This is a genomic window from Aeoliella mucimassa (assembly GCF_007748035.1).
GTDB classification, from domain to species: Bacteria; Planctomycetota; Planctomycetia; order Pirellulales; family Lacipirellulaceae; genus Aeoliella; species Aeoliella mucimassa.
The window spans coordinates 1,284,067-1,310,426 of record NZ_CP036278.1 but is presented as its reverse complement, the minus strand read 5'-3'; the positions used below and the strand labels follow the sequence as shown (position 1 = coordinate 1,310,426).

Below are 26,360 nucleotides of genomic sequence, written 5' to 3'. Positions count from 1 at the left end.
CCTTAACTCAGTTGCTTTTGCATCGTGATGTGGGCAATGCCTACTTCCACGAATTCGTCCCCACAGCGGTGGTAGCCGAGTTTTTCATAGAACTCGGCGACCACCGCGCGGGCGGCGAGCTCGATACTACTGATCCCCCGCCCGACGAGCTGTTGCTCGACCGTTGTCAGCAGCAACCGCCCGCAACCCGACTTTTGCTGCGATGCATCGATCGCCATCTGGCGCAGCTTGACGTGTGTTGGGCTCTTGGGAAGGGCAATCACGCAGCCGACCAACTGCTGGCCGTTGAACAGGCCGTAGTGCCATTGATCGTGCTCTTCGTCGAGCGGATCGTCGTACACGCACAGTCCGAGCGGAATCCGCAATACCTGGTTCCGCAGCTCTAACTCGGCCTGGTACTCGGGCGACTGGTAGGCGATTTCGCGAACTTCCATCGGTGGTCTTCCCCGTTTGCGCAGTCTGCCTGCAATTTGGTAAACGAATTGAATCCTCCGCCCTAACGTTCGCTGCTGACGATTTCGTTAGCGAATCGTAGCGACCGAAGACAAGTCGTCGATTGCTTTTCGCGTGGCCGCTTCGACCGCTTGCTGCCAGTCGAGGTTGGCGAACTCGTCGCGGGCGTGGGCGAAGATGATGGCTCGCGAGCTGTTGACGATGGCCCCCAGACCATTGGCATCGAACGCCGGAGCAACGTCGGCCGCGGTGCCGCCTTGGCTTCCATAGCCAGGCACCAAGAACCAGGTGTGCGGCATCAGGGCACGCAGCTCGCCCAGTTGCTCGGGATAGGTCGCACCGACCACCGCCCCGGTGACTCCATAGCCACACGCACCGGCCGAGTCGGCCGCCAGACGCTCGACGAGTCCCCCCACGTGCTGGTAGATGGTCGATCCGTCGGCGGTGAGGTCTTGCAGCATCTTGCCGCCGGGGTTGGAGGTTTTCACCAGCACGAACAACCCTGCCGCGCGGTCGCTGGCGACCTGCACAAACGGTTCGAGGCTGTCGTCGCCCAGGTAGGGACTCACGGTCAAAGCATCGCCGCGCCAGGCCGACGACTCGCCGAGCCAACCATCGGCATAGCCTTCGGCGGTGGAGCCAATGTCGTTGCGTTTGCCATCCATCACCAGCAGAACGCCGAGCTTGCGGGCGTGGTCGATCACTTCGGCCAGCGCCTGCATGCCTTGCCAGCCGAGCTGCTCAAAGAAAGCGACCTGAGGCTTCACGGCCGGCACCAGGGGAGCAACAACATCGAGAATGCCGATGCTAAAGTCGCGATAAGCGGCCGCCTTTTCGGCCAGCGAATCGCCCACTGACTTCAAAGTCTCAGGCAGCGAACTCCACCGCGGATCGAGCCCCACCACCAACGGCGTTTTCTTGGTACGAACTTGGTCGGTCAGGCGATCGAAAAACGGTTGCGTCATGGTTCCCAATACCTAATACGTTGGCGAGGTGTGGTGGATGTGTGTCGTGGACCTCGAGGTCCGGTTGGCTCACAGCGAGTTTGACCAGGCAAACAGCCAAGGGTTAGACTAACGGCTTCGGCCCTGTTTCTGAAGGGCTCCAACGCTAACCGCTCGCCTGCTTCGATGAACGCCCTCTCTCGCTTTGGTTTTGCTCTCGTTTTATCGCTGATTCTGGCCTCCTCCGTCCTGGCCCAAGAGACCACGACCACCTGGCGGGCGGAGGTGCTGCTCGCGGCCGACTTCGAAATGGGCAGCGTGAGCATCGGCGACCTCGATCCCGCACTGCCGGGCAACGAGGTGGTAGTCGCCACACAATCTGGCGAAGCATGGATGCTCGCCCTTCAGTTCGATCGCTGGGTTTCGCAGCGGATCGCCAAGAGCACGGGTGAGATACTGATGGGCGCGATCGGCGACGCCGATCCGACCCACCCTGGCAACGAGTTTGTCGGCGTCGGCATGGTCCACGGTCCTGAGTCGCTCGAAGGCCCAGGCCAGGCAACCATGGCCTGGAAGCAAGGCGACGACTGGCACAGCCGTGTAATCTACACCGACGATCGCATGCTGCACGGAGTCGGCATCGGCGACGTCGACAAAGCTCCCGGCACCGAAGTAATCGTCACCGGCTTTTCGCACCGAGTTCAGGTGCTAAAGCATCGCGAGACCGAGTTCGCGGGCGAAGTGGTTTACGTGGCCAACGATCGGATGAAAGTGGTGCTGCCTGCCGAAGTGCTGGCCGAACACTCAGGCCTCGAGCTACTCACGACCGGCTCCGACGGCTGTCCTCAGGTGCTCTGGCAAGGGGAGCTTGGCTGGTGCCATCAAACGATCATGGCCGACCCATGGGGGCAAAGCCGCATCACGTCGGGGCCGGCTGGCATCGTCATCGGCGGCGATGGCGGCAAAGTGACGCTTGCCACTCGCAAAAACGACGGCTGGCAAACCGAAGTGGTTGGCCGCGACACCGCCAAAATCCGCGGAGTCGTGCTCAGCGATCTCGATCCGGCCGTCGATGGTCCCGAAATTTACAGTTGCGGTTACTCGGGACGGGTGCTGCAGTTCACGCAGACCAGCGAAGGGTACTGGCAGTCGCGCGTCATCCACTCCGGCGATCAAACCTTGCATCACCTGCTCGTCGGCGAGTTCGATGCCCGCCACGAAGGCCCTGAGTTGGTGACTTGCGGGCATGGTGGCAAACTGATCGCCCTCTATCCCGAGCCGTCTCGCTAGGCGAGTTACTTTCCGCCATCGAGCCAGTAAGTGATAATCGCCGAGTAATAGGTGCCATGTAGCGACGAGACTTCGTCGGGCGTGCGGCCGTAGCCGCCGTCGTTGTTCTTGCAGCTCGCAATGAACGCCCGCAGCTTGTCGGCATCTCTTGGCTGGGCATCCAAGCGACGATAGAGCCGCACCACGCGGTAGCATGATTCGAGGTCCGAGGGGCCTGGCTCGTCGGAGCCCCAACCGCCATCGGTGCGGCGACCGGAGTCGAGAATCTCGAGGATTCGCTCCTTGTCCACTTCGCGTCCGAGTCGCATCTCGGCCACCCCGTACAGCGCGGTAGAGCGAGCCACACCGGGCCCTTCGCCAAACGAGCCATCGTCGTTGCGAGCCTTGTCGATTACCGCGAGCCACTTGTCGATGTTCGGCACCGTGTACTCCAGTTCGTCGAGCGACGAGGCGACCATGCGAATCTGCTCGAAACCTTCGGTATGCTCGTTCATGAAAGCCATGCCGCGTTCCACGTACTTGTCGTTCGGTAGCTTCAGTTCGCCTAGAATCATGAGCCCGACCGAAGTGCTAATGGGATCGGCCTCGGCTTCGGGATTCGCGGCAAATCCTCCGACGTCTTCGCGATAGCACGCATTGAGAAACTCGATCACCCCCTCGCGATCGGCTGGCTTGCCCCCTAGCAGGCGGAGGCCTCGCAATCCGGTGCGGGTGGTGCGTAGCGTTGGCTTGGGCTCTTCACCTTCAGGCGTTGGAAACGAGATGAACCCGCCGCACTCGGTTTGCTTTTGCTGCAGGAACTCGATGGCCGCTGGTTTGTCGGGCAGCGAGGCAATGATGGCAAGCAAAACGAAAACATACCGCATGGTTCGACTCCCTGGATCTAAGCGCGAGTGGTTCTATCTTTGAGTGATTCGGTTGGTGCTAGTGCAAATCGCTGTCGGCGATGATCTCGCTGCCTGCTTTCGTCACCAGCCCGGCAAATACATCGCGGTCGAGCGTATCGGTGACCATTTGCACCGAGCCATCGCACAGCAGGATGTGTGCCCCCCCGGGATGAAAGGCGTAGAGCCCCCAGTTGTTATTGCAGTTCACCGTGCAGGGCCCGCCGGGCGTTCGGCCGTCGGCCGAGAAGGTTTTGTAGATCGTAGAATTGTACGACGCCCAAGGCCCCCACCAGTTGGCCCACTTCAGCCCGTCGTTAGTCGGTTGCTGCTCGCCGAGAATCCAATGATCGGGCCGGCCGGCGAACTCGCCGACGAGCAGTGTGTGCGACAGCCCGTCGGTGATCTTACGCAGCGGCTGGATTTGATTGTCGCGGAGCGCTGCCGAGTGAGCGGTGTCGGCCGCGGCGGCCCGCTGGGCCTCGGGCCACCAGTAAGCGTCGACGCTGTTCGGCACAAAGTAGTCGCCTGCTGCGCCGCGGGCGCCGGTTTCGGTGCCATCTTGGTCGATGATGTCCACGTAGCGACTCGGCGGCGCGGTCGGGCACACAAACACAGGCAGCGGCACTTGGATGTAGGGCTGGTTGTCGGGAGCGTAGAAGTCCTGCTCGGTGTCGTATTGCTCGCCAAGCGGTTGCTGCTCCATGTACGCCAGTAAGTAGGGGCCCCACCCTTGGTGTGGGCTGGGGCGATGCCTTCGTGGAGGGAAGCCTCCATGGGCTCCCTCGTAGTTGTGGAAAGCGAGGCCCTGCTGCTTCAGGCTATTCATGCAGTGCGACCGCCGAGCACTCTCGCGGGCCGCCTGCACCGCGGGAAGCAACAGCGCGACGAGCACCCCGATGATTGCGATCACCACCAACAATTCTACCAGCGTAAATGCCGCTGGCCGATTCTCTCGGCGCACCACGACGCCCCCCTTCTGTATTCCTGCGATCACCAAGCCAATCACACATTGGCGAAGCCACTAGCGTAATTTTACGAGATGCACCACTACCAACTCAACCGGCAACGTGGCCCATCGCAGCCTTTCATACCCATCGGTGGATCCAGAAACGACTGCTGTCGAATCCTCCGACACTACTGACGAGCAAAGCAACACCAAGTCACGGAGAACCGAAACTAAAATCGCCCTACTGCAATCACTTGCAGCAGGGCGATGGATGAATTCACTTACTTTGATTACCACAAGCAAGGGACAAAGGGGCTACGGCTTGTCGTTCACCCTTACCTTGATCTCGTTCGAGTTGGCCTTTAGCTCCGGTGCGTACATGGCCGAGGCCTTGGTCGGCAGGGCTGAGAACACGCCGGGCGTTTCGGCCCGCATGCGATAGCTCACGCTGTGGGTGCCACGCATCAAGCGTTGCACGAACAGGCTGATACGATCATCGCGAAGCTCCATGTAGGCTCCCAGTTCGTTGCCGTTGTAGCCGCTACGGACTTCCATCGGTTCGAAACCGGCCGCTTTCAGGTCTTCGAGCAAGATGTACTCGTAGTCGTTCTTGCTTTCGACGGTCAGCTCGATCTCGACCAGATCGCCGCTAGTGACTTCGCCGAGATTCGGAATCTCGGTCCGCTCGTACTTCTCGACCTTCTGCGAGACCACTTGCCCTCGCCCGCCCGACACGTTGGCTTTCGCGTCGACCGGAGTCAGCTTGTAGTACTTGCGGTCGACCTTCAGCTCGAGCCCGGCCGCCTGGATGTCGTCTTCGAGCGAGAAGAGCGACAAGTAGGCGTTGTAGTACAAACGACCTTCGCCAGTTTTGCGAATCTCGAGTGTATGCCGACCCGCTTCGAGGTCGTTGCCTTCGATTACAAACTTGTTGTCGAACGTGAACAGCACCGCGGGGGTGATCTCCACGGTCTTTTGACGCTGACCATTGAGCCAAACCTCAACGGTCATCTCGCCCTGCCCTTCGCCGGTGGCCTTCAGGTAGTTGGCCATCGCTTCGACCACCAGTGAAGTATCGCGGGTGCTATTCCAATAGGTCGCGTGCTTGCGATTATTCAGCAGGTACTTCACCAACCGAGGAGCCACGTCGCTCTTCGGATCCGTAGCGACCAGCAGCTTCAAGTAGTAAGCTTGGGCTTCGTACTCGCTGCCATACCAGTGCCACCAGTACCCGCCAGGCAGGTCGAGCCAGGCGGTTTGATTTTCGTCGTCGTGCTTCACGTACTGCGTGAGGTTACGAATCACCATGTCGCGCAGTTTGCTGACGCCTGCGTGCTCCATGTCGACTTCGTACTGCAAAGCCAGTCCGAACATCGCCTGACTGTAAACGGCCAGCTTCGTGCGGTGTTCGTACAACTCCGAACGCATCTTGGTCATCTGCTCGGCCGATACCTGAGCCGCGTTCTTACGCTGTGCGTCGGTTAGCACGAAGTAAACCAGGGCATCGAGATTGTCGGGCTGGTGCTTGTAAGGCTTATCCTTATCTCGAGGGTTGCCTTCGTCGTCGCAGTTGGCGAGCTTCTCGAGCTCGTTCTGTTGATACTGCACCAACCAGGCCAGCCCGCGTTCGAGCACGCCAGGCACCAGGGCGACGTCGTTCTCTTGAGCGACGAGCAGCCCCCGCACGACAGTCGCGGAAGTGTGAGCCGAGCTGTGCTCGCCGTACCCGGAGAACCATCCCCAGCCACCGTCGGAGAGTTGCATCTCGGTCAGGCGGTTCACGCCGGCTTTCACCACTTTGTCGAGCTCTGCCTGATCAAACACCGGATTGGCTTCGTAGCGTTTCCAGCCCGCCGCTCGCTCGCTGGCATCCCCCAGCTCTTGCGGATTCAGGTTGGTTTGCTTGTCGCGAATCGCCTTGAGATCGACCCCCATCTCCCGCAACGTTTTCTGCGTGAGCACGGCGGGCAGGAAGCGGTTGAGTGTTTGCTCGGTGCAACCGTAGGGATAGTCGATCAGGTAAGGCAACGCGTCGACCATCGCGCCGGCCAACGTTGGCGAGAACTGCACCTCCAGGCGAGTGTCGGCCACTCGGCGATCGCTCGGCACCACGATTTCGAACTGCTGCACCGCTTCGTCGCTGGCCAGTACTCCGCTGTGAGGAATGAGCTTTTCGATGCCATGCACCTTGATCGGCACTTCCAACTGCATGGCGTCCGACTCCTCGTCGGTGAGGGCGATGGCCCGAATCACGGCCACCCCATCCTTCTTGGCTTTGAGTCGCCAGTCGACGCGTTGTTCGCCGCCGGCGGGCACCTCGATCAGCATCTCCAAGTTGCGAGGCATCTCGAAGTAGTCGCCATCGACCTCCAGACGCACGGTCGCCTGCTTGTCCGTCGCCAGGTAGTTGTGCACGTTGGCCGACAGAATCACTTCGTCGCGTTCCACCAGGAACCTGGGAGTTTGTAGTCGCACCAGCAGGTTCTTGCGAGTGACGGCCGTTGCGGCCCCGTCGCCGACGCGGGCCCCGTGGGCCAGGCTCCAGACGCCGAACTTCCAGTTCGTGAGATTCTCGGGCATCGGAAAGGTTACTTCCGCTAGCCCGGCCGAGTCGGTCTCGACCGACGCAGCCCAGTAAGCGGTATCAGCAAACTGCTTGCGGACGGTTGGTTCGACGATTGCCGCAGCGGAGGATTGCCGCTGCGCTACTTCGAGAGAACCTGAAGCTGGTTCGGCGGCTGCAGGGGCCTCCATCAGCATGTCCATTTCGGCCACCTCGCCACCTCGCGCCATCGGAGCGGCGGCACTCATTGGTACCCCCGCAACAGCGCTACGAGTTTTTAGGCCAAACGAATACGGTGCTACCTCATCGGCTACCAATGCTAAACTTTGATCGTCGATCAAATTGCCATACATCCCTAACGAGGCCATCCCCTTTTGACCGGGTGGCACCAGGTTGTACGAGTAACGATCGAGGTTGTGTTCGGTCTGCGGACGATGGTTCCGTTTCCATCCCCAGAACACCTTGCGAATGTCGCCGACGTTCGAGCCGCCCGAGATGTAGTCGAGCGCCTGATCGTAAACCGTGAGCACGGTGTCGCCGACCACGGGATTGCCCTCTTCGTCGGTCAAGCGAATCTTAACCTTAGCCTCTTGCCCTGGCTGGTAAGCGGAGGAGGAGGGAGCCACCTCGACGTTGACCACACGCTCCGCAGGAGGAACCACGACTTGCTTGACAACCGTGTGCACCTTGCCATTGGAAATGGTCACCGCTTCGACAAAGAAGTTTGGCATGTCGGCCACGGCGATATCGATCGGCACCGTGTTGCTCTTACCTTTGAGGCGAACAACTTGTGGGGCCGAGTACACTCCGTTTTCGGGACGCACGTAAAGCAACACCAGGCTGTTGATGCGATTCGTGTTGATCTGCAACTGCAGCTTCTCACCGGGGGCGTAGTGACGCTTGTCGGGTACCAACTCCAGATCGGCAAAGCGGAAGTCGCTGCCATCGAAGCCGTCGCCGACGATCGTAAACAGATAACCACCCTGCATGGTCTTCTCGCCGGTAGTCACCTCGTAACTCAGCCGATACTGACCAGCATCGGAAGCCTTAATCTGCAGCTCCGCAGTGCCTTGTCCATTAGTATCGACCTCCCAACTGCGAACCTCGGTCTCGGTCGGCTTGCCTTCGGCGTCGTACGCGATGGAGAGCAGCCGAAGCTTGCCTTTGCCCTCGACCGGCGTGCCATCGGGCTGGCGGGCTTGGAACCGTGCGGTCACGGTATCGCCGGTGTGGTAGTAGCCACGATCGGTCCAGGCAAACACCTCGAACGGCTTGCGGGCGACGAGCACCGAACCGCTGCCGGTGATGGTGCGACGCGACTGGTCGACCACTTCGGCTTCGATGCGATAGTCGTGATCCTGATCGGGGTGCAACTCCTTCGCCAGCGCCGAATCGATGGTGATCTTCAGCTTGCCCTCTTCGTCGAGCGGGGCCTCGCCCTCAGCAACCACTTCCGGCGGCTGGGGACGATTCCATCCCCACCAGGGCGCCGGCATTCGGCAGCCCCATTCGTTCCATCCGGGATACCACTCGTAGTCGTAGCCAAACCACCAGTAGCCGCGGCCATACAGCCAGTCCCACCGCCCCACGGGGAACCACTGTGTGTCGCGCGACGTGCGGGTGACTTTGTACTTTACGGTCCCTTCGCGAACAGGCTCGCCGAAGTAATACTTCGCCGCGATGGTCGCCTCGAACGTATCGCCGAGCGCGAGGGGTTCGCTGGGAGCGTCGACCGTTACTTCGAACTCCGGTTTCTTGTACTCTTCGACTCGGAAGGTGCCGCCGCCGTAGTTGACGAGTTGGAAACGGTATTGCCCGAGCGTCGCGCCGGTTTCCAGTTCGAACTCACCAGCGATGCCACCGAATGCGTTGGCCGTGACTTGCTTGTTAACCACGCGCTCGCCGCGGGGGTTGTGCATTTCCAACTGGAACGATTTGTGAGCGAACTCACTTTGCATAGGGGCTTCGTAGTTCGAGCGGCCGACCCAGATTTTGAACTTCACCGTCTGACCAGGGCGGTAGACCGGGCGATCGGTTACCGCGAACGCGTTCACGCGATCGTACTGCGATTGATTCCTCTGGTTCACCCAAATCCGATCAAAGCCCAAATACGCCATGCGACCGCTGGGAGTCGTGGCAATCACCAGCCATTGATAGCGACTCGCTTGCGGATCGCTGTCGATCGGCACCATCGCCAGGCCGTTGGCATCGGTGAACTCGGCCGATTGCTTGATATCAATCTGGGTCTCGTTCGGCTTCGGGCGGTTCAATCGGTAGCCAAACAGCTCGATGTTGGCTTTCTCGATCGGTTGCCCATTGTTCGCGTCGGCAACAAAGTACTGGGTCTCGGTTGCCAGCTTTTTACTGACAATCGCTGTATCGGCCACCCACATCACCATCTTCGAGATGTTTCCGTCGGCCACCTTCGCGGTAATCAGGTAAGCTCCTGCTTTGTTGAGCGGAGCAGTTACCGACTCGCGACTATCGAAGTGGTTCTCGCGGGCCTTGAGTTCCAGCTTCCATTGGGCGACTTGCTCGCCGAGGTACTTCTGCTGGTTCTCGTGCACTAACCGGTTGCCGATGTTATCGATCTGCACCTTCTGCCAGTCGAGTTCCCGCGGCTTGCTCTTCAAGTAGGCTTTCACATCGTCGAGCAACTCGCGAACCTTAATCGCATGGGCGGTGAATTCCACCTGCGTGGCGTTGCGATGGCGAAACTCGAACTTCGAGGCCGCTTCCGAAGCCTGCAACTGCGTTGGTTCAAACTGTCCCCAAGGCTTCTTGATCTGGTCGATCTGCTCCTGCACCCACTGACGGTTGTGGTCCTGCGGGGCCATTTCGAGTGCCAACTCCCAATTCACCGCTGCTTTGGGATACTGACGTCGATCAGCATACAAACCTGCGAGTCGGATAGCCGCTTCGTAAACGTGAGGCTTCGGATCTTGTTCTTTCGGCGACCCAATGAGTATTGCCTGCTGATAGAGCTTGATGAAGTTATGTTCGTCCGGCAGGGTGAATCGCTGCACGCCAGTAGCGAGTCGGGCGAGGGTTTCGGTGTCTTCGAGCGTGTGCAGCGAGTAGACGCTTTGCTCGCCACTGGCCTCGGCGCGGGCGATCAGCGGTTGCAACATACCGCCGAGCGTTTGCACGCCGAACTGGCTACGGAGAAAGTCGCCACGGATCGTTAGCTCGTCCCACTTCGTGTTCGCGTCGAACTTCACCATGCGATACAGGGCCCACCGCCAACGCTCGCCATCGCTGGTGGCCGCGTCCCAGCTTTCGGGCAGGTTGTGGAACACCGGGGTGTTGTCTTCGTTGACGGGTGCCCCCTGGTTGCCGCCGTAGTAGCCCCAACCTTCTTCGTAGTCGGGCAGCGTCTCCAGGTCGGTCAGCATCTGCAGTCGCCAGCCAGCGTTGCCACCGTTGCCTTGCAGCAGGGTCTCGGCCAACTGCCGGGCGGTGCGGGCTTTGTCTTCGCTGGTGGCCCGCTCGTCGGCCCCGACGAGTTCCAAGGCTTTGAGTTGCAGTTGCAATGCCCGCACCTGATCGCGAAGGGTCGCGTGCATCACCTTACCGCCGCCGCGATGGTGTCCGCGCTGGAACTCGCCCGAGATCAGGTAACCGTAGTGCTCCACGCTGCGGAACTGGTTCGCCGCCGACGCTAGCACTCGCCAGTCGTCGGGATGGGCGTCGAGGGTCGACTCGATCAACGCGTCGAACTCACTCATTTGATTCAGTCGCTGCAAGCACTGCACTGCAGTGGGCAGTTCGGTATTGAGCTGAGTGCCAGGCACGTCGGACGAGGCAAGTCGCTCGCGAAACGCCGCGAGGGCTTCCTTGAAGTTTCCGTCCTGAACCATTTTGTTCGCCTGTTGTTGGGTCGGCACGCCGGTGATGGCCTCGGCCGCCAGCACCACGGTAGTGGCCACCGTGAGCACCAGAAGCGAGGTAAACAGGGTTTTGCGGGAGCGTAGCGTAGTCATCTGCATATGGAGAGCTAGAGGGAAAGTAACGGAGGGTCCAAGCTGGCCGGCCAGCGACGAGTCCACGCTCCTCGGCTCTTCATGGAGAAGATCAGGAGGGGTGTCTGCTGCAACCGCCAACATACGCCACTTGGACGAGATTGCGAAAGTGGAAGTTCCCTACAAAACAAGGAAGAATTCCAATGTCGTCTTCTCGAAACAACGTGTTGCAAAATGTCCACAAGGGGGTCAACAAAACCAAAAGATTTCGCCAAAAAAAGGCTCGGCACGGCGATTGCTTTCTACTCTGGTGTCTTGCTCTGGAACTTCCCCTGTTAAAGCCAATTGCCCATGTCTCCAGTTTCTCGTGGTATTGCCGAATACGCCTCGCCGATGAACAGCTTGCATCGCCTGATCGATGGAATCCTGATCGCGATCTGCATGTTCTCGGCACTCGACTTTACCCCTGGAATGACGGTCAACGAGTGGCTGGCCCTGTCGGCTGCGGCCATTCTCGTCCATCAAACCGTCTCCGAGCTGAGCGGTTTATACCGTAGCTGGCGGGGAGCCAGCCTGCGACGCGAGTTGAGCTGCATTCTGCTCACTTGGGCCTACGCGGTGCCGGTGCTGTTGGGCCTCGGTATGCTCACCAACTTCAACGCCCACCTGCACTACCACACCAAGCTCTACTGGGTGCTGGCTACCCCGCTGGCCATGCTGGCCGGGCGGGTGCTGCTTCGTAAGCTGCAGCAATTCCTCCGCTCCCGCGGCTTCAACACCAAAACCGTGGCCATCGTCGGCATCAACGAGCTCGGCATCCAGCTCGCCCGCAACCTGCAATACTCGCCCGGGCTGGGCCTTCGCGTGGCCGGCTTCTTCGACGATCGCCCCCGCAGCCGCACCGCTGAGCTGCCAGAGGAGCTAGGCCCGCACGCGGGATCTCTCAGCGAGCTGGTAACCGCCGCCAAACGTGGCTCGGTCGACATCGTCTACATTACCTTCCCCATGCGAGCCGAAAAACGGATTCAGCAGGTGCTGGCCGCTCTGGGCGATACAACCGCCAGCGTGTACATCGTGCCCGACTTCTTCGTCTTCAACCTGCTGCACGCCCGCTGGACGAACATCAATGGCTTGCCGGCCGTGAGCGTGTTCGAAAACCCGCTGTATGGTGTCGATGGGCTGCTCAAACGGATGAGCGACCTGGTACTCGGCTCGGCCATCCTGGCAGTAGCGGCACTTCCGATGATGCTGATCGCCGCCGCGGTGAAGCTCACCAGCCGAGGCCCGGTGTTCTTCCGTCAGAAGCGTTACGGCATCAACGGTCAGGAGATTCGCGTCTGGAAGTTCCGCAGCATGACCTGCTGCGATAATGGCGACGCCGTGCGGCAGGCGACCAAGAACGACAAACGCGTGACCCGCGTCGGGGCGGTGCTTCGCCGCACGTCGCTCGATGAGTTGCCTCAGCTATTCAATGTGCTCGAAGGTACCATGTCGCTGGTCGGCCCGCGTCCTCATGCCTCGGCCCATAACGAGCAGTACCGCCCGCTGATCGATGGCTACATGCTCCGCCATAAAGTAAAGCCGGGCATCACCGGCCTGGCTCAGGTGATGGGCTTCCGGGGCGAAACCGAGACGCTCGACAAGATGGAGGGTCGCATTCGTTTCGATCATCAGTACATCCGCGATTGGTCGCTGTGGATGGACATGAAGATTCTGTTCCGCACGTTTGCGGTGGTGCTGAAACAGGATGGGGCTTATTGATCCCCAGGTGGTGACACAAAGTCACGACCATGGTTGTTTCTCATCATAATGGTAAACAACAGCCAGCCGACCGGGGGTGAACCGCTGCTCACACTTGACGCAGGAATAGTTCACACATAAAGTTTTTTGTTCAGCCATCGATTTTGGGGGTCAAACGCATGGCAAAATTGCAAAGCGAACTTAAGAAGAAAAGTGGATTTCAGTCGCCTGCGCAGGAAGCAACTTTAAACATCCTCCGCACCAGCGATCGGCTCCAGAACCGTTTTGGCAAGTTTGTCCGTGAATACGGTTTGACCTCGTCGCAGTACAACGTGCTGCGCATCCTGCGAGGCGAAGGCCAGCCATTACCGTCGCTGGAAATCGCCGACCGGATGATTCAGGTGGTTCCCGCCATTACCGGATTAATCGACCGACTCGAAAAACAGCAACTCGTTTCGCGCCAGCGAAGCAGCGAAGATCGGCGAATAATCCATGTGTCCATCACCCCCCGTGGACTGCAGTTACTCAAGAAGATGGACAAGCCACTACTGGAACTGCATCAAAAACTATTGGGACACCTTCCCAAATCGGAACTTACTCAGATTACCCGCCTGATGGAAAAAGTGCGTGCCAGCCAAGAGTTAACAGGCTCTGCTTGATGGTTCTCGCCAACTAGCCACTCTCCATCGATAGACAACGAAGCAGACGACGAGCCCAACATGCTCACCATTCGCAGAGCCCATGATCGTGGCCACGCCAATCATGGCTGGCTCGAGACCTACCACACGTTTTCGTTCGCCAATTACTTCGACCCCGACCACGTAGGCTTCCGATCGCTGCGAGTGATTAACGAAGACCGCGTTGCTCCCGGCGAAGGCTTTGGCACCCACGCTCACTACGATATCGAAATCGTTACCTACGTCCTCGGCGGTGCGTTGGAGCACAAAGACTCGATGGGCAACACCCAAGTGCTGCACGCCGGCGAGTTCCAACGCATCACCGCTGGCAGCGGCATCACCCACAGCGAGTACAACCCCAGCGGCGACCAGCCGGTGCACTTCTACCAAATCTGGTTGCACCCACGGGCGAAGAATCTCACGCCGGTTTACGAGCAAAAAGGCTTTGCCAGCGACGCCCGACAAAACCGCTTGCAGTTGGTCGCCTCGGCCGACGGTCGCGACAACAGCCTGCTGGTGAACCAGGACGCAAACATCTACCTGGTCGACCTGCAACCAGCCAAGTCGTGTCATCACACGCTGCCAACTGGCCGCTACGCCTGGCTCCAAGTGCTCGCAGGCCAAGTCACCCTGAATGGCGAAACACTCGGCACCAGCGACGGCGCGTCGGTCACCGACGAATCCGAACTGACGATCACCGCCAGCCAAGACGCGAAGCTGATGCTGTTCGACCTGGCGTGACTCGATTGCTTTCGAGCACAAACAAACGGCAGTGAGCCGAATGCAGATCACTTGTGGGATTTCTTGCTCCCCATGAAAATCTATTCGAGCGGGCCAAGCACCCCCGGCCCCACACTCTAGGAACCACTATTCCGGCTCCCGCCACTGTCCGAAAGTCTTGGGCTATCGCAACGTTCGATTCAACTTAGTCGATTGACTACAATGCTATGGCTAAGCGAGGGATAGCTTGTGAATACTGCGATAACCCAACACTTTTAGAGAGCAGCGGTGGCCACATTCTGTTACGCCGCTACTGCCGGGGCGTATTCGACTTCGAACTTCTCGGGGGGGCTTGTACCGAGTACGATCTATGGGTTTATGGATCACTCACTACAGGCCACGGAAAATCTAATCACTTCCACTTTATTGAGTTTTGATTAAACCACCTTCTAGGCTGTTAAAATTGCACCACCATTCACCAAATAAGTATAGGTTTTCACTGCGATACTTCGTTCTCGCATGTATGGTTTTAGGCTGCACGATTGGCCTCGTAGGCAAGTATGCTATGCGTAGTGCGATAGCCCAAGACTTTCGGACAGCGGCGGGAGCCATATTCTGTTACGCCGCTACGGTCGGGGCGTTATCGGTTTCGAATGCTTCAGGGGGGGTGTAACCCAGCGACGGGTGGAGTCGCTGGCGATTGTAGAACATGTCAATGTACTTGAATACGCTCAGGCGTGCTGACTCAAGGTCGGCGTACTCATAGTGCTTCGTCCACTCATGTTTCAGACTCCAGAAGAACCTCTCGGCAACCGCGTTGTCGTAGCAGTTGCCCCGGCGGCTCATCGAACACTCGATGCCAAGTGTCTGCAAGGTCCGTTGATAGCTCTCACTCGTGTACTGACAACCGCGATCACTGTGATGCAGCAGTTCGCCAGTACGTGGTTGTCGTGACTCGATGGCTTGACGTAACGCATCGCTCACCAGCGGGGTGGCCAGCGAATGACTCATCGACCAACCTACCACCTTGCGGCTAAACAGATCAACGACGACCGCCACGTACACCCAACCAGCCAGCGTCGGCAAGTACGTGATGTCGGTCACCCATTTCTGGTTCGGACGCTCCGCATCGAAGTCCCGATCCAAGACGTTCGGCGCTTGCTGTTTGGACGGATCCGCCTTGGTCGTCGTCGGCGTGAACCGCTTACGGACTCGGCTTTTCAGGCCCATTTCTTTCATCGCAGAAGCCACCGTGTTACGACAGGCCGTCTCCAACTCCTCGTGTTGCTGGAGTTCGTGAGCGATCTTCTGGGGACCATAGATCGTGTCGCTTGCCTCGAAGACCTGCCGTACGGACTCGTGAATCTTGGCCGTCCGCTCGGAGCGTTTACTTCGCGGACGGTCGACCGAGTCGTAGTAGCCCGATCGACTGACCTGAAGGAGCTGGCACATCAGGGCCACCGGAAAGGAGTCGCGGTGCTCGCTAATCCAGGCGTACTTCATGTCGACTCCTTCGCAAAGTACGCCGTGGCTTTTTTTAGGATTTCTCGTTCCAGTTCGGTCCGCTTGAGTTGTTTGCGGAGCCGAGCGATCTCGGCTCGCATCTCCTCGACCGTGGCGTCGTCACCGCACGGCTCCGGCGGGGGAGCCAATTTGGCGTGCCAGGCCCGCAGCGTGGCATCGCATACCCCCACCGCCTCGCAGGCTGCCTTGAACGAATAACCTTCCTCAACTACCAGTCGCACCGCGTCTCGCTTGAACTCATCGCTATACGTCGGCCGCTGCCGCTTCGCTTGCTCGTCCATATTTCGGACCTCCTATGGGAACCATTATTCCGGCTCCCGCCACTGTCCGAAAGTCTTGGGTTATCGCAACATTTCGCAATTGGCAGGTCTGAGGCATTTGGAAGAGATCAGCATCCAGGACAGTCTTGTGACTGATGAAGTGATGGAATGCTTTTCTGCGTTCCCCTCTATTCGGGTTATCGACCTCCGAGCGACTCATGTGTCCGTTGATAGCATCGAACAATTTCGGAAGAGTAATCCAAGCGTCATTGTCGCGAAATATGACTGATCGGCCAATTTTGTGGGCCAAGTGGCGCCGGAGTTGCAAAGCTGGGGCGTCCGCTTTTTGTGTGCCACTGCTGGCTTGCCGCCGACAGCCTTTCCGGATCGGTTGGCAGTAGCAACGGCTCGATGATGATCCGCCACGTTACCCAATCACCAGCAGTGTGTGGGATGTTTAATGTGGGACGTGTGAAACGGCTTCGTTCTAGCCACGGACGCACACCGATTCTCACGGATGGGCTAACCGCATGGCCTCTTGGGCTTCGCCCACCGACAACTGGGCGTGGTGCGTTTTTCGGAGTGGCCATGCGTGGTGCGCCCAGCTGTCGGTGCTAGCCAAAATCTCCGCGGGCTCGGCATCTCTCTGCGTGAGAATTCTTGTAGTGGCTCTAGGTTCACATCTCTAGCCATCGCCTTCGGCTACGGGCTAAACGATTTTTCTTATATCACCACTTTTCGCTAGGAATCGGCCACCCACAGTGTTCTAATGGACAGGTGACTGAGGCTGTCGGCTTTTAGCTATCGGCTGTTGGCTTTTTTAGTGAAAGGAGGTTTGCGAGATGTGATGCTTGTTTGAATGGCAGACTCATAGCGACGCGCAGGCGAATGGTTGCCGGCGTGGGCGTTCGCTGCTGCGCGTGGTGGTATAGTGGTTGGTGGGGCTGCGTCGCTGGAAGCTCCCTCAAGATGACATTCCGCAATCCGAAATCCGCAATCCAAACTCGCCTTCCAAAATAGTTTCCCATGGGTGGGAATCTATTTTGGGCTCATTCCGTCGAGGTGTTGATGCAACTTGTTATCTATCAACGACTTGCGATTGATCCCCACTGCGATAATAGATTCCCACTCGATGCGTTTTGGGAAATGGGAATCTATTCGAGTGCGAAAACCACTGGTTTTGCAGAGTGCGTGGAGATTCAATTTTCCCATTGATGGGTAAATTGGGAATCTATTCGCAAGCATCGATCGCTAGCAGCGGAGCGTGGAGAGTCGCTGGAGATTCAGCCGGCCCGCTCGCAGCTATTTGGCTTCGACGTAGCGGAACTTGAACTCCGGCAGTTCGATGCCACCGACCGTGGCTTTGCCGATTTTAAGCGACATGCCGCGGCCGTCTTCCAGCTGCTCGTACTCGTACTCCGAACCGTCGAACGGGCTGGTCAGCGGCTTGTTGCCCAGGCGTGCCTGGATCGCATCAGCACTGGCAGGAAAACCATCGTCGGTTTTCAGAGCGCTGGCAGCCAACACTTGTCGCAGCATGTCGAGCTCCGCCTGGTGCAAAGCGAACAGCGAGGCCACGCGGGCCGGGTTCAGAGCGCTGAGCCGTTCGGTCTCGGGCAGTTTGTCCGCGTACTTCGCGTACACTTCGGCTCCGCACTTGATGGAGTGCGGCGGATCGAGCGTCAGGCAAATGGCCGACTCGCGAGCTAGCTCCGCATAAGTGGTACGGAGATTATCCATGTAACTTTTGAAAGCGTCGACCGTGGCAAACGTACTTTCGGGCACACCCCGTTTCACTGCAGCAGCGATAGCGGCCTGGCGAAGTTCCTCGGAACCAGCGGCCGGCACTTCGGCGCCGAGGGCTTCGAGAATCATCTCGGCCCATGGCCCGTCGGGGTAAGCACTTTCCATGGCAGCGAGTCGAGCCTTGGAGATGCCGGCCTCGAAGCCCATGGTGCGAGCCGGATTCACCATGTCGTTGGCCATGGCATCGAGAATGTGCGAAACGTCGTCAACCAACGCCGTGTCGGGGCAGCGGACCGCCCACTGGCTGATCGCAAAGTACATGTTTTCGAGGATTTCGACACCGGCCATGGCTTCGGCCAGCGTGGTTTGGTGAGTCATTTGTCGTCCCATCCGCAGACCAGCCAGATAAGTTTCGGCGGCCAGTTTCCACTCGCCAGCGGATTGCTGCTGCAAGCCTTGCAGGGCAACCAGGCGGCCGATTTGCTTCATGCCTTCGGCGTGTGGCAACTGCGACGAGAGCACGTACTGACGCATGTCGAGACCGAAGTCGGCTTCGAGCTGCTCCGCACCGACCAATGCCGAACGAATCGCCTGGCGCGACGCAATCAGCAACTCGCTGAGCTTGGCCAGATCTTCGTCGGTCGACTTGGGATTGATGGTCTGCCAGATCGGCTGCTCGAGCAACGCCCGCTGTTCGGGATCGACCATACCGAGGTACAGCACCGCCCGTTGGTAGTGCAGCGCCGCGTTGGTCGCCGCCCGCGGGGTGGGGAGTTCGATCGACTGGGCGCGGCTCACGGTTCCAGCAGCCAGGAGCATCGCCAGGCAGGCGAAACCAAGCAGAGAGTATCGACCGCTACGAAGCTGAACGCGAGAAAGGAATGACATAACCTCAACCCTGCTGACCTGGTGATGAATGAATTGGCCGAAATGAAAACCCGACTTACGAGCACGCAACCATTAGTAACCGTACATCCCGTAACCGTCCCACAGGCCTTTGGCGACCTCGATCTGGGCCGCCTGACGCGACGTCACAAGTGGGCCCGGAACCTTGACGCTCGAGAACGGCTTCGGCTGTGGGCGACTCGCGACGGGGTTGCCGACGCCGGAGCCAAAGTAATTGTGCGTAGTTCCGATCGGCATGCCGGTCGGCGGCACGGTGCTGCGGGCGTAGGGGTTGCCGCTGAATCCGTTGAAGGTTTGAGCCGACCTCGGCAAGCTGGTCGGAGCCTTCGGCACCGTTGGCTTGGCGTAAGGATAAGCTCCACCGTAGTACTGAGCCGATGCGAGCCCCAGGCAAACCAGCGGACCCAACACCAAAAGCGACCACTTGAGAATCTGACTACGAGAGGTGCGAACCATGGAATTCCGCCAATAAGGGGTGACTGTTACCCGCGAGAAATCAGTACATCTTGGGTAAACCAACCTAGATCGCGGTCGGTAGACTGTCAAGTTTTTTGGCCGTCGCACGATCGTGCCGAGCCCGCATGGTGCAGGGATGCCCGCACGCCCGCAACGATCGGAAAAACAGGCCTAACCCCGGCGAGCTCGGGCGCCGCGACCGCTGCGTTTGGTCGGCCCCTTAGGCGACTCGGCGGCCTGCTTGCGCTTCACGAAGTTCTCGGCCTGCCCGGTCATTTCGAACAAGAATCGGCTCGGAATGGTCTCGCGGGGCTTGCCCCACTTGCGCCGGGTGAGGGCCATGGTCATGGTCAGCTCATCCTGGGCACGGGTCACGCCGACGTAGGCCAGGCGTCGCTCCTCGGCGATTTGTGTCTCGCCTCCTTCGAGCGATCGCTTGTGCGGCAAAATCCCTTCTTCCATACCAACCAAATACACGAAAGGAAACTCCAGGCCTTTTGCACTATGCAGTGTCATCAAGGCGATCGCGTTTTGCGAGAGCTGCTTCTCTTTGTCGCGACTCTCATCCTGATTGCCGACTAGCAGGTCGTCGAGGAACGTGAGGATGCGCTTGCGAGTGTCTTTCTTCCGCGACTTCTTCTTCGTGTCGTAGTTGGCCGCAGCGTTGGTGATTTCCTCAACAACCGCCCACCGCGAATCACGATCGTTGGGATCCTCGTACAAGCGGGCGATCTCGGCCTGGTAGTTGGTGTCGTCGACAATCCGCGTCAGCAAATCGGCAACACTCATGCGTTCGGCCATCTCATGCCAGCTTTCAACCATCCCGCGCAGCTTCAACACCCCTTCGAGGGCCGCTTTGCTCAACCCGGTGACGCCCGTCGGATTCTCGATCATCCCCCAAATTGGCAAGCCTCGGGCGGCTGCTTCGGACACGAGCGACTTGCGCGCGGCGTCGCCCAGCCCGCGCGGTGGAGTATTCAGCACGCGAAGCACAGCGGGGTCGTCGGTCGGATCGGCCACCAGCTTCAGGAACGCCAGGATGTCGCGAACTTCGCGACGGTCGAAGAAGCTCATGCCGCCGATCAGCACGTACGGCAGCTTGGCCGCCCGCAGTTCGGTTTCGAACGCCCGCGGTTGCTCATTGGTGCGAAACAAAATGGCAAAGTCCTTCGCCCCGCGGCCCATGCCCATCAGCCGGCGGATGTCCTGTACCACCTGCAAGGCTTCCTCTTGCTCGTCTTTGAACTGCAAAATGCGGGGCTTAGGGCCTTCGTGGCGGGCCGCGCGGAGCACCTTGTCGTGACGCTCCGAGTTAAACGCTATCAGCGTGTTCGCGAGGTCGATGATCGAACCACTCGAGCGGTAGTTGTCCTCGAGTCGCACCACCTTGGCTTCGGGCCAGTCTTTGGCGAATCGCAAAATGTGCGACACCTCGGCACCGCGCCAACCGTAAATCGATTGGTCATCGTCCCCCACCACGCACAGGTTGCGGTGCCCGGACGCCAGCCCGCGGACGATCTCGTACTGGCTATGGTTGGTATCCTGGTACTCGTCGATGAGCACGTGGTCGAACCGGTTTGCTTCCTGATGTCGCACCTCGGGGAACTTGGTAAACAGCTCCTCGGTCAGCAGCAGCAGATCGTCGAAGTCCATCACTCCGCGATCCTTGAGCGTTTTCTGATAGCGTCGATACGCGGCCGCGGCCAAGTGCTCGCGGTCGGTCTCGCCGAGCCCCATCGCCTGGCGGGGCGAGATCGAGCCCATCTTCCAGCGACCGATGTACCCGAGCAAGTCGCTGGGCTTCAAACTATCGGCCGGCGCGCGAATCTCGCGAAGCGCACTACGGGCGACACTCTCTTGCTCGCCGCGGTCGCAAATGGAGAAGAGTTCGGGATACCCCAATTGCGGAGCATGGCGTCGCAGGATCTTCACGCACAGCGCGTGGAACGTCGAAATCTCGGGCTGCGGGCTATCGGCTTTGCGACGGCTTTTCGGCAACAGCGAGGCGGCCCGCTCCTGCATTTCGCCGGCCGCTTTGCGGGTGAACGTGACCGCGAGAATCCGCTCGGGCTTGATGCGGTTGCGGATGAGATTCGCGATGCGGTAGGTCACCACCCGTGTCTTACCGGTTCCCGCCCCGGCGAGCACCAGCATCGGCCCGCTCAAAGTGTTTACCGCTTCGCGTTGTGGGGGATTCAGTCCGTCAGCCATCGCAATCTGTCGTCCGTGGGTAAGTCAAAGCGAACTGAGCATGATACCCGCGCGAAGGCAAAATCGAAAGCGGCGAGAATTCAGCGGATCGCGGCCGGTTGTGCGAATCTCGTTCCAAATCCCCCAGCGAGAATTGCAGTCACTCCCGCTCGGCGGCAACCAATAATCGCACTCCGCAAGCGATCGCAGAGCGACCGCGAAATCTGCTTTCACCGCATGCACAGAAACAAAAAGACGAGCCAAACGTCATCGACCCAACGCCTGCTGCATCGTCGTGCAAGCTTGCTATCGTTTACCAATCGATACAATCCGACCGTTGAGTTTCACGCGGCCCGCTTCCAGCAGGTTCAGCACGTGAGGGTAGGCTTCCTTCTCGGCTTCGAACACGCGGGCGGCGAGCGTATGGGGGTCGTCTCCCTCGATCACCGGCACCGGCAGTTGCCAGATGATCGGCCCGGCGTCGTACTCATTATCGACAAAGTGCACGGTCACACCGGTTACCTTGCAGCCGTACTTGAGTACGGCCTCGTGCACGCGGTCGCCATACATGCCTTGGCCGCAGAACGCAGGAATCAGCGACGGGTGAATGTTGACCACGCGATTCATAAAGTCGTCGGGCACGGGGGCCAGCTTCAGGAAGCCGGCCATCACCACCATGTCGACCCCCGCTTCGCGACAGAGCGAGAAGATGGCCTCGCCGTACGCGTCGTGCGATGGATAGTCTTTGCGCTCCAGCACTACCGAAGCGATGCCAGCCGCCTTCGCATGGTCGAGCCCGCCCGCGGTGGGACAGCTCGAAATCACCAACTCGGTCTCCACCGACAACGACCCTTCGGCCGCCAGATCAATAAAGTTTTTGAGCGTCCGCCCGGAACCAGAAATGAGTACAGCAATTTTCATAGATGTAAGGTGCAGGTGATGCACCAATTAATTGTTTTATGCGAAGGGCGAATCGGTGGCACGTTACTTCACGCGAACATACACTTTGACCACCGCGTTGCCGATGGTCAGCTCTACTGGCTCCACCCCCGCGATCGGGCCCAGCGCTGCCGAAACGGCCAACGTCTCGCCTGCGATGTAGTCGCCGAACTGCTCGACTGCGGCCACCACGGTCGGATCGTCCGACTCGATGCCAACTTCGATGCGGTCGGTAAACTCGCACCCGGTTTCCTTGCGGGTGTCTTGGATCACACGCACCAGATCGCGGGCGGTACCTTCGGCAATCAGCTCGGGCGTGAGTTCGGTGGCCAGCACTACCACGGCCCCTTTGTCGTTCGCGGCCGCGTAGCCTTCTTTGGCCGTGATGCGCACCTGCACCTCTTCGGGCAGCAACTCCAGTTGCTCTCCTTCCACGGTGATGTTCACCAGTCCGTTGTCACGGAAGTTCTCGAGCAGTTCGGTCGCGCTCTCCAGGTTCAGGGCTTCCTTTACCTTTGGCAACAGCTTGCCGAACTTCTTGCCGAGCAACCGGTAGTTCGGCAGCACTTCGTGCTCCACGTACTTATCGGGCTCGTCGGAGAACTCCACCGCTTTCACGTTGATCTCATCGGCAATCACGCTCGCGTTTTCTTCGAGCCAAGCCTGGTGAGTGTTCTTGGCCAGAATCACTTCCACTTTCGAAAGCGGCTGGCGGACCTTCAAGTTTTCGACTTCTCGCGCACGGCGGCCGAGCGACGAGATCAGCCGCACCAGGGCCATTCGCTCCGACAGTTGCTCGTCGACCAAGGCGGGATGGGCCTCGGGGTAGTCGCACAGGTGCACCGACTCGAGCGCGCCGTCAAACACGCCGGTCAGGTTGCGCCACATCGCATCGGCCAGGAACGGCACGAACGGGGCGATCATCTTGGTGGTCGACACCAGGCACTCGTACAACGTCCAATAAGCGTCGAGCTTGTCGACCGCTCGCTTGTCCTTGGCCCAGAAACGATCGCGGCTGCGACGCACGTACCAGTTCGACAGCGCGTCGACAAACTCGTTGATCGCTCCGCACGCCCCAAAGTTGTCGTACGCGTCCATCCGCTCAGTGACCAAGGCAATGGTGCGATGCAATTCGCTGATGATCCAGCGATCGATCTGATCGCGGTCGAACACCGGACGATAGCTCTTGGCCTGCGCGAAATGGGCTTCCAGTCCAATTGCTCCCTCCCCCTCGCGGGGAGGGTCAGGGAGGGGGGCGCCGACCTCTTGCCCGGGGTCCCACTCGTCGATGTTCGCGTAGATCACCATGAAGCTGTAGCAGTTCCACAGCCGCAGCAGGAACTCGGGGATGCTGTCTTTGATCGACTGCTCGCTGTAGCGGATCGAGGTCCATGGCGGCTGATTGGCAAACAGGTACCAACGCAGCGCGTCGGCTCCGTAGCGGTCGAAGATTTCGTTCGGCTCGCGGTAGTTCCGCTTGCTTTTGCTCATCTTGCCGACCGCGTGCTTGTAACCCTTATTGCCACAAGCGGCCTTGGCTTCTTCCTCATTGAGGAAGAGCTTCTTCGAATCCTTCTTGTCCTCGTACCACTCGCTGAGCATCAGGCCGAGCACGATGCAGTTCTTGAAGGGATGAGGAGGCGATTGCGGATTGGGAATTTCGGATTGCGGAATGTCGTTGTTGTCATTCTTTCCAAACAGCATTGTGCTGATGGCCAGCTGCGAGTAGAACCAGCCGCGCGTCTGGTCGAGGGCCTCGCTGATGAAGTCGGCAGGGAACTGCTCATGGAAACGAGCCGCGACCGCGTCCTTTGCTCCCTCCCCCTCGCGGGGAGGGCCGGGGAGGGGGGACTCAGCCCCTGGCTGCTCTCCTTTGTATCCCCACTGGGCAAATGGCATCGCGCCCGAGTCGTACCAGCAGTCGATCACCTCGGTCACCCGGCGCATCCGTGCCCCGTCGGCAAACGGCGAGTCGTACGTCACCTCGTCGATATAGGGTTTGTGCACCCGCAGGTCGTCGGGCAGCTCTGGGTTGGCCGCCTTGGCCTTGTCCCACACTTCGGTGCCCGCCACACCCGGCTTGGCGAGCAGCTCGTCGTAGCCGCCGATGGCTTGTTGCTGGCCAGTCTGCTCGCACTGCCAGATCGGCAATGGCGTGCCCCAGTAGCGTTCGCGCGACAAGGCCCAGTCGACGTTCGACTCAAGGAACTTGCCCATCCGGCCATCCTTGATGTGCTCGGGAAGCCAGTTGATTTGCTGGTTGTTCTCGAGCATCGCGTCTTTGAACTGCGTGGTCTTGATGAACCAGCTTTCGCGGGGGTACTGGATAAGCGGATCGTCCTCGGCCCGCCAGCAGAAGGGATAATCGTGCAAGTACTGCTCCTGATGAAACAGCAGCCCGCGTTCTTTAAGGTCGCGAATGATGTCCTTATCGCAGTCCTTCACCCAGCGACCACGTACAAACTCAGGCGCTTCGTCGGTGAACTTGCCGTCGGGGCCGACGCAGTTGATGAGGGGAACTGCATCTGGATCAGTAAACCACTGGCTCTCCCTTTGGCGCACACCGTAATCATCTTCACCAAAAGCAGGGGCGATATGGACAATTCCAGTACCGCTATCCGTTGTTACAAAGTCAGCATCAACGACATGCCATCCAATGTGACGTGTTGGATGATCTTCCAAATACTGTTTTACTTTCGTGTCTTTTTCTTCGTCACGTTTTTTGAGATCACCAAAGAAAGTAGAGAACAAATTGCGAACATGAGTTTCACAAACCTCAACTGTCTTCTCACCTCTTTGGGAGTAAAAGCAGTCAAAAGGTGGGACATACCGCAAGCCAACAAGACTGCTTCCCGAAAAGGCCTCACCAACTTGCTTTAAATCTGACTTTGACTTAGCAGCCAATTGTTCGACTAGATCTACAGCAACAATCAGTCTCTCAGAGGTTTCATCATTCTCTACAACACAATAAGCAGTATCGCGTCCCACGGCCGCGAAGTGGTTGCTCGGCAACGTCCAGGGCGTAGTGGTCCAGACAAGCAAAGACACGCCATCCGAAAGCCCAAGTTTCTTAGCCTTCTCGTCGATAACGATCGGCATCTTCACAAACACACTCGGGTCAGCCACCTCACGGTAGCCCTGGCCGACTTCGCCGCTCGAGAGCGCGGTGCCCCCTTGGGCCCACCACCACACGATCTTATGGCCTTGATACAACAGCCCACGATCGAACAGGTTCTTGAGGCTCCACCACACGCTTTCGACGTAGCTCTGGTGGTAAGTGACGTAGGCCTTTTCCAGATCGACCCAGAAGCCGAGCCGCTCGGTCATGCGTTCCCACTCTTGCATGTACCGCCAGACGCTCTTCTGGCAGAGCTGGATGAAAGGCTCGACACCGTATGCTTCGATCTCTTCCTTCGAGTGGATACCGAGTTGCTTGCAGACCTCGACCTCGACCGGCAAGCCATGCGTGTCCCATCCCGCCTTGCGCTCGCAGCGATAACCCCGCATGGTTTTGTAGCGGGGGAACAGGTCCTTGATCGCCCGGGTGAGGCAGTGCCCAGGGTGGGGCATGCCGTTGGCGGTCGGAGGACCTTCGAAGAACACAAACGGCTCGGCCCCCTCGCGCTTGGCGAGCGACTTATGGTAGATGCCCGCCGACTTCCAGAACGCACCGACTTGTTCTTCGAGCTTGGGAAAACTAACGGAACCTTCGACGGGGGTGAACATTTAAGATTTCGGATTGCGGATTGCGGATGGATTTTTCGCTTGCGCGAACATTTACAGCCAATCGTGATCGTGCGAACTCGCCCAGCGGCGTTGCGACTGGATATTCCGCACTCCCACTCAGTCGTCGAAGTCTTCGTCGTCGTTGAATTTGTCGCCATCTTCCTTGTCGTCGTCGCTATCTTCGTCGTCGTAGGTTTCTTCTTCGAACTCTTCTTCGTCTGGCTCGAACTCGTCGGCAAACTCATCTTCGATGGTCTCATCGTCCCACTCTTCTTCAAAGTCGTCGTCGAACTCATCGTCGAAGTCGTCGTCGTCAAAGTCGTCGAACGGGTCCGATGCTACCTCGTACGACGGCGCAGCAGGGGCAGCAGGTTCGCTGATCCAGGTTACGGGAACTTCAATCAGCTGTTCGGGGGAGTCGATTAGCATGG

17 protein-coding genes are annotated in these 26,360 nt (G+C 59.0%); 4 read left to right on the top strand and 13 right to left on the bottom strand.

The window, feature by feature from the left end; all coding sequences use genetic code 11:
* Window positions 1–2: 2 nt before the first annotated feature.
* Together Pan181_RS05360 and pyrF are read right to left on the bottom strand one after the other, a co-directional pair.
* On the bottom strand, window positions 3–434 hold the full coding sequence (locus Pan181_RS05360; protein ID WP_145245854.1) for a GNAT family N-acetyltransferase: 432 nt from the start codon (window positions 432–434) through the stop codon (window positions 3–5).
* A gap of 87 nt (window positions 435–521) precedes the next feature.
* On the bottom strand, window positions 522–1,418 hold the full coding sequence (pyrF, locus tag Pan181_RS05355) for an orotidine-5'-phosphate decarboxylase (RefSeq protein WP_145245853.1): 897 nt from the start codon (window positions 1,416–1,418) through the stop codon (window positions 522–524).
* A 165-nt stretch (window positions 1,419–1,583) separates the two neighbouring features.
* Here pyrF and Pan181_RS05350 point away from each other — a divergent pair, with 165 nt between their 5' ends.
* Window positions 1,584–2,687, top strand: coding sequence for a hypothetical protein (locus Pan181_RS05350; protein WP_145245852.1), 1,104 nt, complete (start codon window positions 1,584–1,586; stop codon window positions 2,685–2,687).
* Between the two features lie 5 nt (window positions 2,688–2,692).
* Here Pan181_RS05350 and Pan181_RS05345 read toward each other — a convergent pair whose 3' ends face one another.
* The 3 genes from Pan181_RS05345 to Pan181_RS05335 all read right to left on the bottom strand — a co-directional run bounded on the left by Pan181_RS05345 (window position 2,693) and on the right by Pan181_RS05335 (window position 11,066).
* Window positions 2,693–3,553 (bottom strand): prenyltransferase/squalene oxidase repeat-containing protein, encoded by an 861-nt coding sequence (locus tag Pan181_RS05345; protein ID WP_145245851.1) that lies wholly within the window; start codon window positions 3,551–3,553, stop codon window positions 2,693–2,695.
* Window positions 3,554–3,611: 58 nt separating this feature from the next.
* Window positions 3,612–4,538 carry a DUF1559 domain-containing protein gene (locus Pan181_RS05340; protein WP_197528932.1) on the bottom strand — a complete coding sequence of 309 codons (927 nt, stop codon included), beginning with the start codon at window positions 4,536–4,538 and terminating at the stop codon, window positions 3,612–3,614.
* Window positions 4,539–4,835: 297 nt separating this feature from the next.
* A complete protein-coding gene (locus Pan181_RS05335) occupies window positions 4,836–11,066 on the bottom strand; it encodes an alpha-2-macroglobulin family protein (RefSeq protein WP_197528931.1) in 6,231 nt (2,076 codons plus the stop codon).
* A gap of 330 nt (window positions 11,067–11,396) precedes the next feature.
* Here Pan181_RS05335 and Pan181_RS05330 point away from each other — a divergent pair, with 330 nt between their 5' ends.
* The 3 genes from Pan181_RS05330 to Pan181_RS05320 all read left to right on the top strand — a co-directional run bounded on the left by Pan181_RS05330 (window position 11,397) and on the right by Pan181_RS05320 (window position 14,203).
* Entirely contained in the window at window positions 11,397–12,806 is a 1,410-nt protein-coding gene (locus Pan181_RS05330; RefSeq protein WP_145245848.1) for an undecaprenyl-phosphate glucose phosphotransferase, read from the top strand.
* A gap of 143 nt (window positions 12,807–12,949) precedes the next feature.
* Window positions 12,950–13,444: a MarR family winged helix-turn-helix transcriptional regulator gene (locus Pan181_RS05325; RefSeq protein WP_231943751.1), complete on the top strand. Its 495-nt coding sequence runs from the start codon at window positions 12,950–12,952 to the stop codon at window positions 13,442–13,444.
* A gap of 60 nt (window positions 13,445–13,504) precedes the next feature.
* Window positions 13,505–14,203: a pirin family protein gene (locus Pan181_RS05320; RefSeq protein WP_145245847.1), complete on the top strand. Its 699-nt coding sequence runs from the start codon at window positions 13,505–13,507 to the stop codon at window positions 14,201–14,203.
* Window positions 14,204–14,800: 597 nt separating this feature from the next.
* Here the strand turns inward: Pan181_RS05320 and Pan181_RS05315 are convergent.
* The 8 genes from Pan181_RS05315 to Pan181_RS25925 all read right to left on the bottom strand — a co-directional run bounded on the left by Pan181_RS05315 (window position 14,801) and on the right by Pan181_RS25925 (window position 26,358).
* A complete protein-coding gene (locus tag Pan181_RS05315) occupies window positions 14,801–15,685 on the bottom strand; it encodes an IS3 family transposase (RefSeq protein ID WP_145245846.1) in 885 nt (294 codons plus the stop codon).
* Entirely contained in the window at window positions 15,682–15,987 is a 306-nt protein-coding gene (locus tag Pan181_RS05310) for a transposase (RefSeq protein WP_145245198.1), read from the bottom strand. Before Pan181_RS05310 ends, Pan181_RS05315 begins: the two co-directional genes overlap by 4 nt.
* A 1,281-nt stretch (window positions 15,988–17,268) precedes the next feature.
* Complete coding sequence (locus tag Pan181_RS05305) at window positions 17,269–18,600, bottom strand: hypothetical protein (protein ID WP_145245845.1); 1,332 nt, start codon at window positions 18,598–18,600, stop codon at window positions 17,269–17,271.
* A 72-nt stretch (window positions 18,601–18,672) separates the two neighbouring features.
* Entirely contained in the window at window positions 18,673–19,074 is a 402-nt protein-coding gene (locus Pan181_RS05300) for a hypothetical protein (RefSeq protein ID WP_145245844.1), read from the bottom strand.
* A 171-nt stretch (window positions 19,075–19,245) separates the two neighbouring features.
* Entirely contained in the window at window positions 19,246–21,285 is a 2,040-nt protein-coding gene (locus tag Pan181_RS05295; RefSeq protein WP_145245843.1) for an ATP-dependent helicase, read from the bottom strand.
* 285 nt (window positions 21,286–21,570) lie between these two features.
* Complete coding sequence (gene purN / locus Pan181_RS05290; protein ID WP_145245842.1) at window positions 21,571–22,185, bottom strand: phosphoribosylglycinamide formyltransferase; 615 nt, start codon at window positions 22,183–22,185, stop codon at window positions 21,571–21,573.
* Between the two features lie 63 nt (window positions 22,186–22,248).
* Window positions 22,249–25,929 carry a class I tRNA ligase family protein gene (locus Pan181_RS05285; RefSeq protein WP_145245841.1) on the bottom strand — a complete coding sequence of 1,227 codons (3,681 nt, stop codon included), beginning with the start codon at window positions 25,927–25,929 and terminating at the stop codon, window positions 22,249–22,251.
* Between the two features lie 117 nt (window positions 25,930–26,046).
* Window positions 26,047–26,358 carry a hypothetical protein gene (locus Pan181_RS25925; protein ID WP_197528930.1) on the bottom strand — a complete coding sequence of 104 codons (312 nt, stop codon included), beginning with the start codon at window positions 26,356–26,358 and terminating at the stop codon, window positions 26,047–26,049.
* Window positions 26,359–26,360: the final 2 nt, after the last annotated feature.